This window comes from Pokkaliibacter sp. CJK22405 (assembly GCF_046614695.1).
GTDB lineage: Bacteria > Pseudomonadota > Gammaproteobacteria > Pseudomonadales > Balneatricaceae > Pokkaliibacter.
The window spans coordinates 144356-162450 of sequence record NZ_JBKKHQ010000008.1 but is presented as its reverse complement, the minus strand read 5'-3'; the positions used below and the strand labels follow the sequence as shown (position 1 = coordinate 162450).

16 protein-coding genes are annotated in these 18095 nt (G+C 53.2%); 6 read left to right on the top strand and 10 right to left on the bottom strand.

All coding sequences use genetic code 11. From position 1 onward, the window contains the following. Nucleotides 1-82: 82 nt before the first annotated feature. The 4 genes from nadC to ACKC9G_RS05260 all read left to right on the top strand — a co-directional run bounded on the left by nadC (nt 83) and on the right by ACKC9G_RS05260 (nt 4810). On the top strand, nt 83-913 hold the full coding sequence (gene nadC, locus ACKC9G_RS05275) for a carboxylating nicotinate-nucleotide diphosphorylase (protein ID WP_411403889.1): 831 nt from the start codon (nt 83-85) through the stop codon (nt 911-913). A gap of 42 nt (nt 914-955) precedes the next feature. Further along, complete coding sequence (locus ACKC9G_RS05270) at nt 956-2155, top strand: acetate/propionate family kinase (RefSeq protein WP_411403888.1); 1200 nt, start codon at nt 956-958, stop codon at nt 2153-2155. Continuing rightward, on the top strand, nt 2152-4293 hold the full coding sequence (pta, locus tag ACKC9G_RS05265; RefSeq protein WP_411403887.1) for a phosphate acetyltransferase: 2142 nt from the start codon (nt 2152-2154) through the stop codon (nt 4291-4293). Before ACKC9G_RS05270 ends, pta begins: the two co-directional genes overlap by 4 nt. 160 nt (nt 4294-4453) lie before the next feature. Continuing rightward, nucleotides 4454-4810 carry a phasin family protein gene (locus ACKC9G_RS05260; protein WP_411403886.1) on the top strand — a complete coding sequence of 119 codons (357 nt, stop codon included), beginning with the start codon at nt 4454-4456 and terminating at the stop codon, nt 4808-4810. A 61-nt stretch (nt 4811-4871) separates the two neighbouring features. Here the strand turns inward: ACKC9G_RS05260 and ACKC9G_RS05255 are convergent, their stop codons facing one another. The 8 genes from ACKC9G_RS05255 to ACKC9G_RS05220 form a co-directional block, all read right to left on the bottom strand. Continuing rightward, nucleotides 4872-5633 (bottom strand): HAD family hydrolase, encoded by a 762-nt coding sequence (locus ACKC9G_RS05255; protein WP_411403885.1) that lies wholly within the window; start codon nt 5631-5633, stop codon nt 4872-4874. Then, a complete protein-coding gene (gene mvaD / locus ACKC9G_RS05250; protein WP_411403884.1) occupies nt 5615-6634 on the bottom strand; it encodes a diphosphomevalonate decarboxylase in 1020 nt (339 codons plus the stop codon). Before mvaD ends, ACKC9G_RS05255 begins: the two co-directional genes overlap by 19 nt. Continuing rightward, complete coding sequence (locus ACKC9G_RS05245; RefSeq protein ID WP_411403883.1) at nt 6615-7556, bottom strand: mevalonate kinase; 942 nt, start codon at nt 7554-7556, stop codon at nt 6615-6617. Before ACKC9G_RS05245 ends, mvaD begins: the two co-directional genes overlap by 20 nt. Beyond that, the gene (locus tag ACKC9G_RS05240) at nt 7531-8526 is read right to left on the bottom strand and encodes a mevalonate kinase (protein ID WP_411403882.1); all 996 of its coding nucleotides are present in this window, start codon (nt 8524-8526) and stop codon (nt 7531-7533) included. Before ACKC9G_RS05240 ends, ACKC9G_RS05245 begins: the two co-directional genes overlap by 26 nt. After that, on the bottom strand, nt 8523-9695 hold the full coding sequence (locus ACKC9G_RS05235; protein ID WP_411403881.1) for a hydroxymethylglutaryl-CoA synthase: 1173 nt from the start codon (nt 9693-9695) through the stop codon (nt 8523-8525). The genes ACKC9G_RS05240 and ACKC9G_RS05235 overlap by 4 nt, the downstream gene beginning before the upstream one ends. A 19-nt stretch (nt 9696-9714) precedes the next feature. Beyond that, nucleotides 9715-10737 (bottom strand): type 2 isopentenyl-diphosphate Delta-isomerase, encoded by a 1023-nt coding sequence (fni, locus tag ACKC9G_RS05230; RefSeq protein WP_411403880.1) that lies wholly within the window; start codon nt 10735-10737, stop codon nt 9715-9717. Then, a complete protein-coding gene (locus ACKC9G_RS05225; protein ID WP_411403879.1) occupies nt 10734-11774 on the bottom strand; it encodes a hydroxymethylglutaryl-CoA reductase in 1041 nt (346 codons plus the stop codon). The genes fni and ACKC9G_RS05225 overlap by 4 nt, the downstream gene beginning before the upstream one ends. Nucleotides 11775-11899: 125 nt before the next feature. Continuing rightward, nucleotides 11900-12238, bottom strand: a complete 339-nt coding sequence (locus ACKC9G_RS05220) for a tryptophan synthase subunit beta like protein (RefSeq protein ID WP_411403878.1) — start codon at nt 12236-12238, stop codon at nt 11900-11902. Nucleotides 12239-12667: 429 nt separating this feature from the next. Between ACKC9G_RS05220 and ACKC9G_RS05215 the strand changes: the two genes are divergently transcribed. Both ACKC9G_RS05215 and ACKC9G_RS05210 read left to right on the top strand, forming a co-directional pair. Further along, nucleotides 12668-14158: a L,D-transpeptidase family protein gene (locus ACKC9G_RS05215; RefSeq protein WP_411403877.1), complete on the top strand. Its 1491-nt coding sequence runs from the start codon at nt 12668-12670 to the stop codon at nt 14156-14158. Beyond that, nucleotides 14155-15639, top strand: coding sequence for a M14/M99 family metallopeptidase (locus tag ACKC9G_RS05210; RefSeq protein WP_411403876.1), 1485 nt, complete (start codon nt 14155-14157; stop codon nt 15637-15639). Before ACKC9G_RS05215 ends, ACKC9G_RS05210 begins: the two co-directional genes overlap by 4 nt. 101 nt (nt 15640-15740) lie before the next feature. Here ACKC9G_RS05210 and ACKC9G_RS05205 read toward each other — a convergent pair whose 3' ends face one another. Together ACKC9G_RS05205 and ACKC9G_RS05200 are read right to left on the bottom strand one after the other, a co-directional pair. Further along, nucleotides 15741-17459 carry a TolC family outer membrane protein gene (locus ACKC9G_RS05205; protein ID WP_411403875.1) on the bottom strand — a complete coding sequence of 573 codons (1719 nt, stop codon included), beginning with the start codon at nt 17457-17459 and terminating at the stop codon, nt 15741-15743. Between the two features lies 1 nt (nt 17460). After that, nucleotides 17461-18093: a response regulator transcription factor gene (locus tag ACKC9G_RS05200; protein WP_411403874.1), complete on the bottom strand. Its 633-nt coding sequence runs from the start codon at nt 18091-18093 to the stop codon at nt 17461-17463. Nucleotides 18094-18095 lie beyond the last annotated feature (2 nt).

Below are 18095 nucleotides of genomic sequence, written 5' to 3'. Positions count from 1 at the left end.
GCCCTGAGGTTCGTTAAAATTTGCCCGGCCCAATATTTGGGCACGTTCTCTATTCATTCCATGCAGCGTACGAGGCTCACCCATGCATTTACAAGGCCTGACCACCACCGTAAGCCACGCGTTGGCTGAAGATATCGGCAGCGGTGACATTACGGCACAGCTAATCCCTGCAGATAGCATGGCAAAGGCACAGGTCATCAGCCGCGATCAGGCCGTTATTTGTGGTGCTCCCTGGGTAACCGAAGTTTTCAAACAGGTCGACCCCTCAGTTGAGATCACCTGGCACGTGGAAGAAGGCCAGGAAGTTGCCCCCAACACGCTGCTTTTTAGCCTTTACGGTAACGCCCGCTCACTGCTGACAGGAGAACGTGCGGCACTTAATTTTCTGCAAACCCTGTCTGGCACTGCCACACGCTGCAAATACTTTGCCCGCATGATTGAAGGCACTGGTGTTCGCCTGCTGGACACGCGCAAAACCCTGCCGGGTCTTCGCCTTGCACAAAAATATGCCGTCACTCAGGGCGGCTGCTTTAACCACCGGATTGGCCTGTATGATGCATACCTGATCAAGGAAAACCATATCATGGCCTGCGGTTCGATTTCAGCGGCAGTAGCTCAGGCCCGCCAACTCTCACCCGGTAAAACCGTGGAAGTGGAAGTCGAGTCTCTGGATGAGCTTGAGCAGGCGCTCAATGCTGGTGCAGATATCATCATGCTGGATAATTTCAGCTTCGAAGATATGCGTACTGCCGTGTCGACTGCCAATGGCAGAGCCAAGCTTGAAGCTTCCGGCAACGTGAATGAGAAAACGCTCAGGGCGATTGCCGATACCGGCGTGGACTTCATCTCCATCGGGACGCTGACCAAGGACTGCACTGCCGTCGATTTATCCATGCGTTTTCAGCAGTTATAAGGCCGAACTGGCACCCACTCGCTTCAACCAGGTTCCCTTCCCATGAATTATGTACTGGTTCTCAACTGTGGCAGCTCCTCCTTGAAGTTTGCTGTAGTCAACGCTGTCGATGGCGATCAGCCGTTGAGCGGCATGGCAGAATGTCTTGGCACTGCCGATGCGTCCATTAACTTTAAGGCCAACGGCCAGAAAACCCAGCAATCGCTGGAGGCTGGCGGCCATACGGCGGCGTTATCAGCACTGGTTGCCTTCCTGCAAACACAAGAAGCTCTGGCACAGAACATCATCGCCGTAGGACATCGCGTTGTTCATGGCGGTGAGTATTTCCGAGACTCGCTGATTCTGGATGACAACGCCATTGAGCGTATTCGTGAATGCTCGGTTTTGGCACCGCTCCACAATCCAGCGCATCTACTTGGCATTGAAGCTGCACAGGCCGCCTTCCCGGCACTACCACAGGTGGCAGTTTTTGATACCGCCTTCCACCAGCAGATGCCGGATTATGCGTATCTCTACCCACTACCGTACGAACACTACAAAGAGCTTGGTGTGCGCCGCTACGGCTTTCATGGCACCAGCTATCGCTATGTGACTGGCGAAACCGCACGCCTGATGAATCGCCCCGCCAACGAGCTCAAACTGATCATTGCGCATCTGGGTAATGGTGCCAGCGTTGCGGCTATTCGAAATGGTCACTCCGTCGACACCACGATGGGCATGACGCCCCTGGAAGGCGTTGTTCACGGCACACGCTCGGGTTCAATTGACCCTGCCATCATTGCCTATCTGGCTCACCGCCTGAACAAAAATGTGGATGAGGTCGACGCGATTCTGTGGAAAGAAAGTGGCCTTCTTGGCCTCTCCGGCATGAGCAATGACTGTCGCACCATCGAAGAAACGGCGCAGAATGGCAATGAGCGCGCGATTTTAACCCTTGAGATCTATTCCTACCGCCTGGCCAAGGCAGTCGGCGAGCTAATGATCCCACTGGGAGGACTGGATGCACTGGTCTTTACTGGCGGCATTGGTGAGAACTCAACCCTGATTCGTGAACGCACCCTGTCCTGGTTGGGCTTCCTTGGCCTGAAGATCGATAGCACCGCCAATGACGCGGCAATCCGGGGCAAGGCCGGCAAAATCACCCAGGGCGAACAGGCCGCGGCCTGGGTTGTTCCCACCAATGAAGAATTAATGATCGCCCGTGACAGTGCTGAGCTTGCCAAAGCCGAGGTGAAATCATGAACAGAACGCTAATGCTGGTGCCCACTGGCCTGGGCGTTGGCCTGACCACCGCGGCACTGGCGCTATTCCACGCCATGGATCAGCAAGGTTTGAAAGTCCACTTTTTCAAGCCTATTGCTCAGCTGCATCCGGGCGATGAAGGCCCGGAGCGCTCCACACAGATTCTCGCCAGTGCTTGCAAAAGCCCGGTCGCTCCTCCCATCGGCATTCGTTATGTTGAAGGGCTGCTCAGTGAAGATCGTGGTGATGAGCTACTGGAGGAGATTGTCGGCAAGTTTGAGGCTTATCGTCCGGAAGATGCTGACGTCATCATTATCGAAGGCATGGTACCGACCCAGAGCCACTACTACTCAACGCGTCTGAACAAAGCCATCGCCAGTGCACTGGATGCTGAAATTGTGATGGTAGCAGCGCCCGGTATCGACACCCCTGCCGAGCTTGAAGACCACATTGAGATCACTGCGCGCGCCTATGGCGGTATCGAACACAAGCGTGTGCTTGGCTGCATAATCAACAAACTGAGCGCACCGGTGGATGAAGACGGACGCACTCGTCCGCAGGCCCATCAGGATAGCCAGCAACTGTCGATTTCTGCTGAAGAAGTCATTAGCAGCAGCACGCTTTTCAGCGACGACTTTCGTCTTCTGGGCACACTGCCCTGGACACAGGATCTGATCGCCCCACGCGCGCTGGATATCGCTCGCTACTTTGCTGCGGAGATTATTCACGAAGGCGATATCACCCACCGCCGCGTTCGACGCATTGCGATGATGGCACGAAGCGTTGCCAACGTGATCGATGAACTGCAGCCAGGCACACTGGTCTTCACTCCCGGAGATCGTGAAGACATTATTCTGGCCACCTGCCTTGCCGCACTTAACGGTGTTGAGCTGGCTGCACTGGTACTGACTGGAGGCTTCCGCCCCTCCCCTGCGGTAATGCGTCTTTGTGAGCAGGCAATGCGAAGTGGTCTGCCCATCATGGCCATCACTTTTGGTTCATGGCAAACCGCATTGCATATGCAACGCTTTAACCAGGAAGTCCCGCTGGATGACCTTGAACGCATTACCCGCGTTAAGGAAGAAGGCGCACGCTTTATTGACCGATCCTGGCTGGAAAGCTTCCGCACCAGCTCCTACGTGAAGAGCCTGTCACCCCCGGCTTTCCGTTATCAGCTCATCGAACGAGCACGCCGAGCCAGTAAAACGGTCGTGCTGCCGGAGGGCAATGAGCCACGCACGATCAAAGCGGCAGCCATCTGTGCTGAACGAGGCATTGCCCGCTGCGTTCTCTTGGGTAACCCCGAAGAGATCCAGCTGATTGCGCGCCAGTCAGGTGTCACCCTGGGCGAAGGCGTTGTTTTAGTCGACCCCAACGAAGTGCGCCATCAGTATATCGAGCCCATGGTAGAACTGCGCAAGGCCAAAGGTTTGACTGCACTGATCGCCGAAGAGCAATTGCAGGATAACGTGGTCCTCGGGACCATGATGCTGCAGGAGGATGATGTCGATGGACTGGTTTCCGGCGCAGTTCACACCACTGCCAACACCATCCGCCCTGCTCTGCAGCTGATCAAAACGGCACCGGGCTACAGTCTGGTTTCCTCTGTGTTCTTTATGTGTCTCCCGGATCAGGTGCTGGTTTACGGCGACTGCGCCATCAACCCTGACCCCAATGCACAAGAACTGGCCATGATCGCCATTCAAAGTGCGGACTCGGCCAAAACCTTTGGTATCGAACCCCGTGTCGCGATGATCAGCTATAGCACTCTGGGTTCAGGGAGCGGCGCGGACGTCGACAAGGTGGTAGAAGCCACCCGTCTGGCAAAAGAGCTGCGTCCGGATCTCATGATCGATGGGCCTCTTCAGTATGATGCCGCAATTATGGAAAACGTTGCCCGCTCCAAAGCGCCCGGCAGCCACGTGGCGGGGAAAGCCACTGTGTTTATTTTCCCGGATCTGAACACTGGCAATACCACATATAAAGCCGTACAGCGTAGCGCTAACGTGATCAGCATTGGCCCTATGCTTCAGGGTATGCGCAAGCCCGTGAACGACCTTTCTCGCGGCGCACTGGTGGAGGATATTGTTTTCACGATCGCTCTTACTGCCGCCCAGGCAGCACAGCGTACCGAGTAAAATCCTCTTATTGCAAAAGCCGCTTTGAAGCGGCTTTTTTTATGCCTAAAAAGTCTCGAATCCATTTTGCACTGCAACAAAATGACGTTGACAGTTGCCTCTAACTGGTTAATATTTGCTCTATAAATTTATTGTGCAGCGCAACATGAGGAGCGCCTTTATGTATAAGTCATTCTTTGAAGACATGAAAAAAGCTTACCAGCCCATGATGGAACTGAGCACCATTAGCAAAAAAACGGCTGAGAGTCTGATCAAGGAATATTCCGAATATACCCGCGAACTGATGTCCTCCAGCCTGCAACAGTCCAAGCAACTGGCTGGCTGCAAAGACATGGTCGCGTTCGTTGACGCTCAGGCGGTTTACGCAAAAAACCTGGACAGCAAACTGATGGAAAATGCCCAGAAGCAAACATCCATCATGATGAGCGCAAAAGATGAAACCGCGAAGGTGATGGATGAGCTGACTGATGTATACAGCGGCGTCATGAAGAGCTGGATGACCCAGTTCAAGGCTTGATTTGGCAATTGGGATGCATTCTTGCGGCATCCCGGCTTGAGAGTAAGTGTGCTTACTCGTCTTACACCCGGCTCCCCCGCCGGGTTTTTTTTAACTTCAGCTCTGCAAGAAACTCAAGATTCATCAGGGAAGACCAGACTTCATCGCACCAGGGAGCAAGCTCATCTTCCCGACTTGACCCGCTTAACACACCAACAACACGGCCAGCACCTAGCGCCCTTCCCATCTGCAGGTCCCGCGGGTGGTCGCCAATAACGGCAACCTGATGAGGCTCCAACCGCCATTGCTTCAAACACTCAATAGCCATAGCGGCAGAAGGCTTGGGGGGAAAACCGGCATCCGACCCAATCACCGGGCTCACCCAACGACTAATACCGAGCGCTGCTACAGCACCTTCGGCATAACGCGTCGAATCAGACGTCACCAGCGCCAGCCGTAACTCTTGTTTTGACAGCTTACCGAACAACGCTGGCAAGTCACCCGGCGGCACTAAGGAGAACAAGTAATGCTCAGCAAACACCCTGTCCACCACCGGTCGCAGCGGTTCAATGGAATCCTGCTCAAGCGCTGACGCCCATAGCGCAAGAATGGTATCCGGCGTCGCGTGCACCAGTGGAGAGTCACTTGCCAAGCGCTCACCCCGAGGTGAAAAGCCGCTGACTGTAAGCAGGTTCGACAAAGGACAGGAAAAAGCGGCTGATAGCGCTTCAAGCGCGCAGAGATAAAGCGGCGTCCAGGTCGGATAAAAATCCACCAGCGTGCCATCCTTATCCAGAATGACGCCCTCAATGGATTCCCAAGAACTTAATCGTTGAGAGGACACGGCCCCGCCCAGGGATTCACGACCTCAAGTCCGGTAAATGCTGCTTCGATATCGGACTGGGCAGATTCCTCAAAGAGCAGCTTGAGGTTTGGACCCGCATCCATAGTGAAATAAACCGGCACTCCCGATTCACGGCACTGCCAGACCTGATGCATTAATTTAACGCTGTCAGGTTGCCAGTACAGCAGCGGTGGCCAGGAGGACACCATCGTAGCGTGCATACTGAGTGCATTCTGCTCTGCTGTAGCACCCAGCTGGTGGATATCTTGCTCAGCAATGGCGGCTTTGAGTGTAAGCAGATTTTCTTTCGCCTGCTGCGGCCAGGCAGAATAAAGATGGCTGGTTTGCGTCGTCCGGTTCATTCCGCTGCGCGAGTCCACCGTTTTGGCATCCCGCGTTACTTCAAGCACCCCGACACGCAGCGATGGCCACTGCTGCGACAACGCAATAGCCTGAGAATCAGAGCCGTTATCTTTGGCACCCATTTCCCATTCAGCGAACCCCTGATAAAGAGACCGCGACGCACTTCCACTTCCCATGCGGGCAATTCGTGACAACGCAGGCCCCACCAGCTCATAGCCATAAAGTTTAGCGAGCGCCAGCGTCAAGGCAGCAAAACCTGAGGCAGAGGAGGCAAGCCCGGCAGCGGTAGGAATGTTGTTCTCGGTCTCGATGCGAACCCGAACCGGCTCGATCTGGCGAAAATGATCCACAAAGGCGCTGCATTTACGTACAAATGCGGAGTCCGCTGCCTGTACTTGACCATTCAGCACGACCTGATCCTGATCGCTATCGATGACCGTCACACGGGTTGAAGTCCCCAGAGAGCCAAGGCTTATGGACAGTGAGCTGTTGACCGGAAGATTCAGTGCAGGATCTCGCTTCCCCCAATACTTGCACAGGGCAATGTTTGAAGGAGCAAAAGCCTCGGCCGAGACCTTCAAAGAAGAAGTCCGCTTAGGAAGATAGCTCAGAAATGCATCAGATGGACTCAGGGACAACTTCCACTCCTCGTGAACTCATGGAAACGGCAATGGACTGCCAGGGTAATTCTGCCGAAGTGTGGCCAAGTGCCAGCACTGAGTCTCCAAGGCCTGAGCCTGAGATCTTGGCGGCACTTACGCCGGGAAGTTGGCGCAGGTGATACACAATGTCCGCCAGGGTTTCATCACACACACCCAGCGCATCAAGCAAACCGTGTTGCATCTGCATGCAACGCATGAAAAGTTCATCGTTGCCCAGCTCGGCAGCCGTCATAGCCTGCTCGGCGGCCTGTCCCATGAGGTGATAAATCCCCGAGTAAAGCGAAGGGCATTGCGCGGCCTCATCATGGACTTTCTGCAATACCTCAGGAGTCGGCGTCTTATACCCACAATACACCAGTGTTATGGGCCATATTGCGGGTAAGGGTTTCACCTGACGGCCATCAACGCGATACCCAAGCAGGCCACCATAAACACTGGCAGCAAGGTCAGTGCCCGACCCTCTTCCCTGAACAGCAAGTACGACTTCATGAGCACGTTGAAGCAACAGCGCTTTATCATCTGCCAGCGCTGGATTCTCCCAAAAGGCTAACGCAGCCACCATTGCAGCGGTCACCGCTGCCGAGGAGCCAAGTCCTACGGTGTGGTCGATAGCAGATTCAATATCGACCTCAAAGCCCTGGCTGGGATGCGCTTGAGCAATGGCTTCAAGCACGAACTTCAATTGAGGATGAGGCAGCAGCTGATTGAGGCTGGCTTCGTAGTTCGCCAGAGAAGATCGAATAATGACATTGCGGTCATCGCGGGGCACCAGACTCAGCTCAATACGGCGATCAACCGCTGTGGCAATGGCCCACTGGTCATGAAGAACAGCATGCTCCCCCATCACCATCAGGCTGCCAGGTGCGGAAACCTTAAGCCGGTTCCAGTCGGACGCCATGCCTATCTCCGATGATGGGCTGACAGCCGTAGCCAGCCTCTTCCGCCAGCGTCGTAGGATCAACACCACGAACCAGAACCGCCCCAGCGCCCTCACCGACGATGCAACCCGCACCGCATATTTTCGCTGCACCACCGGCAATCTCAATGCGTCGCACGAAAGACTGTACGCGCTCCGGCACAAGGCCCAGCTCTTCCAATAAACGCTGATTATCTTTAATCGCCTGAGCCAGCGCGGGCTCATCACCAGCAGTCATTGCCGCCTGGAATCGGTTCGTCACTTCAGAAAAACGTTGCCAGATTGGGCTGTCTTCATACTTTTCGCGAACGGCAGCCACACACTCCCCGGTAGAGCTGGCTGGTTTCCCGGTGTGAACGACCCACCAGTTGTTATCCAGCGGTGCTTGTTCAGTCAGGGTATCTGCCAGATGCACCACGCCACCGAAGACGACCGCGGAGGCATCCAGCGCACTGCCGCGCCCATGCTGAAGACGCTCAATAAAACGAACCTGAGCGACGAGAGACTGCAAGTCTTCAAGAGGCTCACCAAAAAACTTGCCCGCAGCACAGCAAACCGCCGCAATGGTGGCTGCAGAGGAACCGAGGCCACAGCCAATAGGAATGGGAGAGTCCATCCACAGCTCGACACCTTTGCGAGCATCAGGCTGAAGCCACTGGCTCAAGGCGTAAAAAAACAGCTCGCTGCCAGACTCCAGAACATCATGAACACTAATTTCACCTTCCATAAAGTCATCATGAAGCTCATCCAGTTCAGCCTGCAGCTCAAGACAGTCCGGAATACTCATCTCGGCGTGCTGACCGTCGGCATGAAGCCGCACGATGGGCTCTGGCAGCTCCTGCAATGTCACTTTAACGCGAGGTGAAATAGCGGCGACCAGCGCTGGCGCGCCATAAACAACGGAGTGATCACCGCTAAGAATGATCTTAGCGGGAGCTGAAGCATGAATCATGAAGAGGTCTTTTCGTAGAGGCGTTTATGCTGGCTGATAGCACTCAGGCGGAAAGGCCCAGTGGTCTCATGAGGGTTTTGATGATCGCCGCCATCCGTCGGATTAGGAAACTCATAAAGTCGGCGATAAGTCGGGTAATCAATAGCGGTTCGGCTCTCCAGCAATTGCTGATGATATGCCGTGCGCAGGTATTCACGGTAGCCAGGCTGCACCTTGGCGGCAAACCATTCGGCGACACACCCGGAACCATAACTAAAAAGGCCAATACGCTTGTTATCCAGATTCTCCTGAGTGTTATCCAGGAGAGAGGCCAAACCGATATACATGGAAGCCGTATAGCTGTTACCAATACGTCGGTTATAGACCAGCGATGGCTCCAGTTGCTGCTCAATGGCTTCAGCAGACAACTCCTTTTTGACCTGCTTCAGCCAGTGGGTATGAGCCTTCTGGGCCATACGCGTAAAGGGCTGGTGGTAGCAAAAATAAGAGAAAGTATCAGCACTGTGGCCACCCTGCTCCTGATAGTCCTGCCATGCCTGCTTCAGTGAGCGCAGATACACTTTGGTGGAGTACTTGCCATCCACCAACGCCGTACTGCGATAATTGGGTCGCCAGAAATCCATCACATCTTCACAGAAGAGACCTGACACAGGTTCGATTTCCAGAAGTTTAGGATTGGCTCCCACCAACATTGCCACCGCGCCACAGCCCTGAGTCGGCTCACCGGATGAATTGAGATCATATCGGGCGATATCTGTCGCGATCACCAGCACTTTCTGCTCTGGTTGACGAGCCACCAGGCTACAGGCCATTTGCAAGGCGCTGGTAGCGCTATAGCAAGCCTGCTTCATTTCCAGAACACGGCAGTGCGATGGCAACCCCAGAAGGTTATGAACATAAACCCCCGCGGACTTGGACTGATCAATACCACTTTCGGTAGCGACCAGTACGGTACGCAGCTGGCTCATATCATGGTTTTCAACAATAGGTTTGGCAGCCGCTGCGGCTAACGTCACGATGTCCTCATCGGGCGCAGCCATGCTCATTTCAACCTGACCAATGCCCTGATAAAACTTTTCTACTTCAATACCGTGAACATCGGCCAAAACCGCCATGTCCAAAACATAATTCGCGGTGTAAAAGCAGATATCTTCAATGCCAACCTTCATAAAAAGGACTCGGTTCCTGTTACCTGCGCCATAGTAGGGCTTCATTCCGATGGAGCTGATCAAACGTCGAAACGCCCAGCAAAAACATGGCGACGCGAAACTCCTGCCTGAGCACTTCAATTTCCTGAACGACAGCTTCTGTCGAGATCATGGCAGGTGCTAAAAATGGGGCCGCCAGCCCGCATAGCCGAGCGCCAAGTATAACGGATTTGATCATATCCAATCCGCTTCGCAAGCCGCCACTGGCAAAAAAAGTTGCCTGGGAATGATAAGGACGACTCATTTCCAGCGCGACAGGTGTGGGCAAACCCCAGTCCTGAAAACGTAACCCGAGCTGACCAGACGAACGCCGATGATGCTCGATACGACTCCATGAGGTCCCGCCCGTACCCGCGAGATCAAAAAAGCGAATACCGGCTTTGAGCCCGAGTTCAATATCGGCAGGACTCAAACCACTACCGACTTCTTTGAGGATCAAAGGTGCATCAATGCGGCCAACGACATCAGCGATGCGTTCAGTCAGACCAGAAAAACGGGTATCTCCCTCTGGCTGAATCGCTTCCTGCAGGGGGTTGACGTGCAAAAAAAGGCCGTCTGCCTTGAGTACATCCAGCGCATCATTCAAGTGCTGATCAGTGAAACCATAATTCAGCTGAACCGCACCGACATTCCCAAGCAGTAGCGCTGTCGGTGCAACATCACGCAGTTCAAAGCTGCGACGTGCTGCAGGATGAGTAAACATCACACGCTGGGAACCCACTCCCATAGCAACACCGGTAATCTCTGCTGCCTCGGCAAGGTGGCGATTTATCCGCTCAACCAATGCATGATCACCCCCGGTCATAGAGGAAATCAGTAACGGGAAAGAAAGGGTTTTACCAAATAACTCTACACGGGTATCGACGTCTTCCAGATTGATCTCGGGCAATGCCCGGTGCATCAACTGGTAACGCTCGAAATGCTGCCCATCACGATCCACACCCGCATCATCTTCGATAACACGGATATGTTCGATCTTGCGGTCGTTGGTGGAGTCGGTCATCCACGCTCCAATTGAATATGTGCCTGCATCAACTCACCAGGATTGGTCTGGGCGGCAAGCAGGGAAAGCTCACCACAAAGAACTACCGTGGCACAAATCGCAGCAAGCCTGCGAGCGTTGGCACCGGGCTCTCGCTCTTCACGGCAGCCTAGTTGTTGGAGGTTATCTTCAACAAAATCAAGGCCTTTGCCATTTCCTACAGTTCCGACGATCAGATTGGGCAAGGTACAGGAAAAATATAAATTGCCCTCACGCACTTCAGCATGGGTCACACCCTGGGAACCCTCGACGATATTCGCCGCATCCTGACCCGTCGACATATAGAAAGCCAGTAGCATATTGGCATAGTGAGCGTTCGCACTTCGAATACCACCTGCCATCAGAGTGCCGAGAAGATTCTTCTTGATATTAAGATCAACAACTTTCTCAGGAGTGGTCAGCAGGCGACGTTCACAAATGTCCCGCGGAATCAGGATCTCTGCCACAACATTTTTACCACGCCCCAGAATGCCATTGACCGCTGTTGCTTTCTTATCCGAGCAATAGTTACCGGAAATGGAGCCATAACTCAGTTCCGGGAAGGTCTCCATAAACCAGCGCATCAGATGATCCGCGGCATTGGTCACCATGTTATGTCCGGAAGCATCACCAGTGGTGAACTCGAGCCGAATATAAAGAAGGTTACCCACGATCTGATGATGAAGATCGATAAGCTTTGCAAAGCGGCTGCTTTGACTGACAACAGCCTGCATTTCGTCTCGCAGACCTTGCAGACGCTGCCAGGCATTCAAGGCCACACCAGCATCAGCGGCTTCCAGCAGAATTGAGCGAGTCATACGCTCATCAATCAGGGTGGTTTTAATACCGCCTTCACAAAGGCGGGACACCCGCGCACCACGGCCCACAGAGTGCCAAAGTGGAGACTCATAGGTCGCCAGTGGGACTGACAGCGAATCAGTCAGGACATTACCGGAAATGGCGATAGGGCCAACCCAGCGCATCGGTACGGGGGCAGAGGAAATCTTGTGCGCTTTCATAAGCGATCGCTGACCTGTCAGCAGTGAGAAAGGCATACCTGCCAAGCCGTCCAGGCTTCATGGATACAGGCACAAAAGAGCGGCGATTTTAGCCAGCCAGGGTAAGCAATGCAATTACACGGGAATCAGAGCAACAGCTGATCGTCCTCGTCACTAAAAAGCGTACTCTTGGTTTGCATGGTTTGACGTACCCGCTTACGACCAACCAGTTTGCGCTGTGCCTGAGCGGGCAGATCCGTGAACATCAGCACCCCTTTGTCGATCAGCAGATCGATAACGTCTTCCAGAACACGCTGTAACTCGACGTCAGACTGACGCATGTAAGCTTTGGAATGGCTATCATCCTGATGCAAAAATGCCAGCAATTCAGGATCATCGGCAGCAAGCTGTTCTTTAGCCTGCTCTTCAGGCTGGGCAAAAATAGCGGCAATCTTACCGCCTTCATCACGCTTGATATAAGGCATGAGCTACTCCGACTCTCCATGTAGTCCAAACACCGGCGCAAACTCCATGACTGAATGTGGATAAAGTTTGGCCATTTGTCCCCCGCTGTCGGCATAAAGCCGCGTCACCAATGAACTATAGCCCATGAAAAAATGGAACAACAATCACATTTGCCGCCACAGTGATTTAGCGTTTGCTGCCATAGATACCCACAGGTAGAATGCCGCAAACAGTTTGAAACCAATACCGGCTCGTCCCTGAATACTCGGTGGATGAATGCCCCGAGGCAGTCTCACCCTTCAACGTCCTTCCAGTACGTAGCGAGGCCCTCTGACATCACAAGAATGGCGTTGCTATCGATACAGCAAAAGACTCTGATCTAACTCTGCTGTCACGGGCAAGTGGGCATCCCGGTTTACCTAATTGTGCGGAAGAATCAGCTACTGCCTATGGACAAAGCAGCTAAACATGACAGTCGCGGGTGGTTACCTGCACTTGCCAGCCTACCACTGGCCATCTCTGTCGCTCTCATCAGTACCTCTTCTCAGGCAGCTACCACCTCTCCGACCAATCAGGGAGTGAAGGTGATTGAGGTTGACACCTCAGGCGCAAAACCGGCCAGCAGTAATCAGCACAGCGCACCTGCAAAGCTGGCTGCAGCGACGAATCCAGCCAGCCATCAAGCTCAGACCAAAATCCCTGACGCCAAGCCAGCAAAGAGCGTTGCACCAAAGGCAGCGGCTGAAGAAGCGACTATTCCGGGGCATATTTTCTCCCGTTCTCCTGAGGAGCAAACCGACATCCTTGTGGATAAGTTTCGCAAGGAGGCTTACCTCATTAAGGTGAAGAACGACACCCCAACGATTATCCGCACCTTCAAGAACCTGCAGTTTGGCCAGAAAGACGGCGATAAAGTCAGTGAAGGAGACATGCGTACGCCTGAAGGGGTTTACCGTATCACCCACTTTATTCCGGACCAAAGCCTGCTGCCTGTCTATGGACATGGAGCGTTTCCTCTCGACTACCCTAACCCGTTAGATCGTATTGAAGGTCGTAATGGTTCCGGCATCTGGCTGCATGGCCGGGATGATGATGATCCCACCAAAGTGGCCACACGCGGCTGCGTTGCCTTTGAGAACAACGAGATAGATTACCTGCAGCCAATTCTGACTGCCGGGACCACCGTAGTCATTACTCCAAAGACCGAGTTTATGACACCAAGCGCTTATGCCAAGCGCCGGGCCTCCATGCTGGGTCAGCTTGATGCGTTCATTAAAGAATGGAGCAACGCGGACATTAGCGCCGTCGCCAAAATGCTGCATCCGGACTTCCGTGGCGCTGACGGCCTTAACCGCGAGCAATGGGTTGACCGCAAAAAGCGCTTGGCCGAAATGTTCCCGGAGCGTCAGATCAAGGTCACCGATGTTCACGCCTTCAAAGAAGATGGCAATCAGGTCGTATTTGATTTCCGCCAGCAATACTGTGCTGCCAACCTTTTCTCACTGGACAGCAAACGCCTGTTCTTCAAGCCCGAAGGTGACAAGCTGAGTCTGGTAGCTGAAGACAGCACGCCACTGTCGACGGATGGCATCCTTACTGCGGAAGCAAGTGACTTCGTTGCCAAGTGGATGAAGTCCTGGAACAACAACGAGATCTTCAATTATCTGCAGTACTACAGCCCGAACTTTACCTATAAGGGCGGCAAGACGCTGGCAGACTGGAAGGACTATAAAAGCGGTATTTTTGCCGAGCGCCCCCAACAGCAGATCACCTACGAGAATCTGAAAGTACATCAGGTTCAACCCAACCGTTATCAGGTCAGCTTTACTCAGCACTACACCAGTAATAGCTACGCCGATGACGGTATCAAAACCTTAACGCTGGAAGGCTGCCCTGGCTCCTTCGCCATCGTAGACGAGACCTGGAAAGCCCTGAAATGAAGTTGATTACTCGTGCTGCCCTCGCCCTTGGAACAGCCCTGCTCTGTCAAATGACTGCCCATGCCGAAACCCGTCCCGGCCGACACCACGAAGTGTTCTTTCCCGGTTCGGATTACGAGCTCAATGTCTATTACGTGAATGGCCGGCAGGATGGCAAAACTCTGCTCTTGATAGGCGGTATTCAGGGTGATGAACCGGGCGGTTATTTGTCTGCGGACTTATACCCCGACCTCGAACTGGAAAAGGGCAACCTGATCGTTGTCCCGCGCGCCAACCTCAAGTCCATCATTCTTGGCGACCGTGGCCCTGACGGCGATATGAACCGCCAGTTTCATGATGATGCGCAGAACGGCCCCATGCTACAGGTCGTCAACCAACTGAAAATTCTGATGTCCAAGGCAGATTTGTTCCTGCACTTGCACGATGGCTGGGGTTTCCACTCCCCGGTTTATATCGACAGCCTGCGCAACCCAAATCGCTACGGCCAGTCCTTGATTGCTGATGCTGACGACTATCAGTGCAGCAATGGTTCGGATCTGAAGCTCGGCGAGATGGCCAATGGTGTTCTTGAAGAAGTTAACAAACAGATTGAGAACAAGGATCACTACCTGCACTTCTTTAACACCCGCACAGCAGACCCGGATACCCCTTACACGGAAATGCGCAAGACAGCGACTTTCTATGCTCTTCGCAAAGAGTGTCTCCCTGCTTTCGGTGTCGAGGCCTCCAAAAACCTGCCTTCACTGACAGACAAGATTCGTTACCACAATCTGGTTATCAACGCTTTCATGGAACGCCTCGGCATAGTGCCGGAGACACCTAAAGTATTGGTCGCAAACTCTGCCCTGCATTTCGCAGAATTTCAGGTGGATGGCAAAACCGAAACGCTGAAGGATCAGGACACCCTTTATATTCACAAGGGCGATACGGTGAAAGTCACTCAGGTCGGTTCTGACTACCAGCGCGGTGTGACCGTCGATATTCTGGGACTGGGTAATCTCAATGATGCGATGAATGATGTCAAAATCGACAGCGACACCCAAGTCGTCTTCCGCAAGGAAGGCCAGAAATTCGGCAGCATTAACGTTCGAACACTCGACTCCAGCGAGTATGCGAAACGCCAGCAAGATAATGCCAAACAACATCGCCCCGGTGATCAGCGCGTCTTTGTCATTAGTGTAAACGGCCAGAATCGTGTGGTTATGGAAAACGAAACACTACAGGTTTCCGCTAACGATACTCTGGAACTTATCACCAGCTTCACTAACGGCAGCAACGATGATGGTATTCAGCTCAACCTGCGCGGCTGGTTACCCGAAACACCCGTAAACCACGACGATCGGGGCTACCTGATTCAAGTCGGCAAGTCTCATTTCCTGAGGCAATATTCCGAAAGTGGTCAGGGTAACCGCTATCCTGTGATTGCCAGCAATGCTTCAGGACAGCCGATGGGACAAGCCTGGATTGAGATTTCCCGATAAACCAGGCCTGTTGTATACCGAAGTATCAGTTCACTCATACCACTCAATAAAAAAGCCACCCAAGGGTGGCTTTTTCGTTCATCACTCTCAGAGAATGCCGCTTACAGCGACATCTCCTCAGCAATCTTCCACTGATCGCCCTGACGGACCATCATCAGCTCTTTCATCACATTATCTTCGTAATGATTGGCAGTATAGTGCTGGCTAAAACGAACGACAGCACGGTCACCCATCACGGAGATCTGCGGATCGCCAATCTCAACCTTGATCCATTTTGGATAAGCCAGTCGCGAAGTACGCTCTTTTACCCACTGAGCATGGGTTTGGTTAGCTGGCGCAAAGTCATCGGTGTACTGAGCAATGTAAGCGTTAATATCCTTACCTTCCCAAGCTGTTTGCCAGGCATTCAGTTCAGACTTAACCGCATCATAGTCAGCATCCGCTGGCGCAGCAGTCTGTGGCTCGACAGGAGTTTCAGCAACTGGCATTGCTGCTGTATCAGCAACCGTGTCAGAACCCGTCATTACCTTATCGGGGGTCTCAATACCTACCATCAGCTGTGAAGAAGCCGCCAGCAAGCGGTACTCAGCGTAGCGGAAGTCAGCCTGCGCCCCCACCAAAGAGTTGCGAGCTTCAAACAGCTCATTCTCGGAGTCCAGCAAGTCCAGCAATGAGCGCTGTCCCAGGTTGAACTGTTGTTTGTACAGTTCACGAGTCTGCTCCGCAGAACGAACCTGACCTTCATAATAGGGAATCTGCTGCTTGAGCAAATCATAGGCAGACCAGGAAAGCTGCGTGGTCTGAATGACTTCACGGTAGGTCTGGTCACGCACGGATTTGGCTTTACTGACCTGCTGAATGGCCTGCTTATGTCGGGAAGAATCCGCACCACCATTGAACAGGTTATAGTTCATACGGACCATCGCCATGTAGTCAGCATCCTCACCACGGACGCCATCCACGTTTTCATCCCAGTTACGGCTAACTTCAAAGGTTACCCGCGGGAAGAAAGAGCCATTACGTGATTTCACCTGCGCCTGCGCTTCTTCAATATCAGAGTTAGCAGACTGAAGGATCTTGTTGCTATCCAGAGCAAGGGCTACCGCCGCATCTTCAGACTGTGGCAGCAAGGCTTCATTAAAATCAGGGAACACGGTGTCATTAGGCTCAACACCAACCACCTGCATGTAGGTCGCCTTCTCATCGCTCAGGTTATTTCGCGCGGAGATGACATTGGCCTGCGCCAATGCAAGGCGGGTTTCAGCCTGAGCAAGTTCGGCCTGAGACGCCACACCAGACTGGCGACGTTGCTGAATCTGGTCGTAAATACTCTGGTGCTTGGACAGGTTTTCCTGGGCAAGCAACAGCAGCTGGTTACGGCGATAAACATTCAGATAGGCACTGGCAATCTGCAGGGCCACGCTATCAGTCTGACCATCCAGCTGTAGGGCTGAAGCATCTGCTGCAGCTGTTTGACGCGCTACTTCCGAACTGGTCTGGAAACCGTCGAACAACGTCTGACTTAACGTCAAAGAAGCTTCGCGACGGGTCATAATGTCGTTAACGGTATTACCGTTAAGCTTTTCGGTTTTCTCACGACCCGCAGCCAGATTCAGATCGATCGTTGGCAGATAGCCTGAACGCGCTTCGCGAATCGCCTGCTTGTCAGTCTGGTGGTCATATTTTGCCTGTTCTACGAGCGGGCTTTTGTAGACATTGTCCTTGATAACCTGCTCCAAGGTGTCTGCATTAGCCTGGCCGAAGCCCAGAATGGATAGTGTTAACAGGCTCAGTCTAAAAGCCTTATTGGAATGGTTCACCCTATTCGCCTCCCCGTGCTGCTTGTGCTCCGAAGTCCCTGGCCTGCAGGTTTCCCAACGCCATGATCAGAGATAGCCGGTCCTTCACGTTATATTTCCGGTAAAGTGCACTTAGTTGATTTTTTATCGTTTGTTCTGAGAGCCCGATGGCTTCAGCGATGGCCTGATTACTCAAACCTTTACCCAAATGTCTGACTAGTAACTGCTCTCTTTCAGATAGCCTGATCTCCGTATCTGCCTTGGGCACGAGGGTTCTTCCCATCTGCCTGACCATTTCCAATAACAGCGATTGCCCCAGCCATACGTGACCTGAAACTACCGTCTGGCGAACCTGCTCATACACATCCGTACGAGCCAGGGCATTCATATATCCTGAAGCACCGGCAATGATGGCCTGCATTCCTTCGGCATCCGAAGGGATATTCGACAGCACCACGACTCGGGCAGCAGTAAAGCGCTGAGTAACAGCACCTAAACGAGATGACACATCATCACCTGGATGAACGTGTAACCAGACCACCTTAATTGCCTCGCCCGACACACCCTCCGGGCTTGTCAGCAAGGTAGTCCCATGCACAAGGCATTGGCCAAGCTTGGTCTTGACCGATTCATTCCGACTAAGAACCAGATCCACAG

Coding starts and splice junctions, on each gene's coding strand:
- ACKC9G_RS05270 (WP_411403888.1), top strand. CDS start 956: ATGAATTATGTACTGGTTCTCAACTGTGGCAGCTCCTCCTTGAAGTTT.
- ACKC9G_RS05225 (WP_411403879.1), bottom strand. CDS start 11,774: ATGAAAGCGCACAAGATTTCCTCTGCCCCCGTACCGATGCGCTGGGTT.
- ACKC9G_RS05220 (WP_411403878.1), bottom strand. CDS start 12,238: ATGCCTTATATCAAGCGTGATGAAGGCGGTAAGATTGCCGCTATTTTT.
- ACKC9G_RS05210 (WP_411403876.1), top strand. CDS start 14,155: ATGAAGTTGATTACTCGTGCTGCCCTCGCCCTTGGAACAGCCCTGCTC.
- ACKC9G_RS05240 (WP_411403882.1), bottom strand. CDS start 8,526: ATGATTCATGCTTCAGCTCCCGCTAAGATCATTCTTAGCGGTGATCAC.
- ACKC9G_RS05245 (WP_411403883.1), bottom strand. CDS start 7,556: ATGGCGTCCGACTGGAACCGGCTTAAGGTTTCCGCACCTGGCAGCCTG.
- ACKC9G_RS05215 (WP_411403877.1), top strand. CDS start 12,668: ATGGACAAAGCAGCTAAACATGACAGTCGCGGGTGGTTACCTGCACTT.
- fni (WP_411403880.1), bottom strand. CDS start 10,737: ATGACCGACTCCACCAACGACCGCAAGATCGAACATATCCGTGTTATC.
- ACKC9G_RS05260 (WP_411403886.1), top strand. CDS start 4,454: ATGTATAAGTCATTCTTTGAAGACATGAAAAAAGCTTACCAGCCCATG.
- ACKC9G_RS05235 (WP_411403881.1), bottom strand. CDS start 9,695: ATGAAGGTTGGCATTGAAGATATCTGCTTTTACACCGCGAATTATGTT.
- pta (WP_411403887.1), top strand. CDS start 2,152: ATGAACAGAACGCTAATGCTGGTGCCCACTGGCCTGGGCGTTGGCCTG.
- nadC (WP_411403889.1), top strand. CDS start 83: ATGCATTTACAAGGCCTGACCACCACCGTAAGCCACGCGTTGGCTGAA.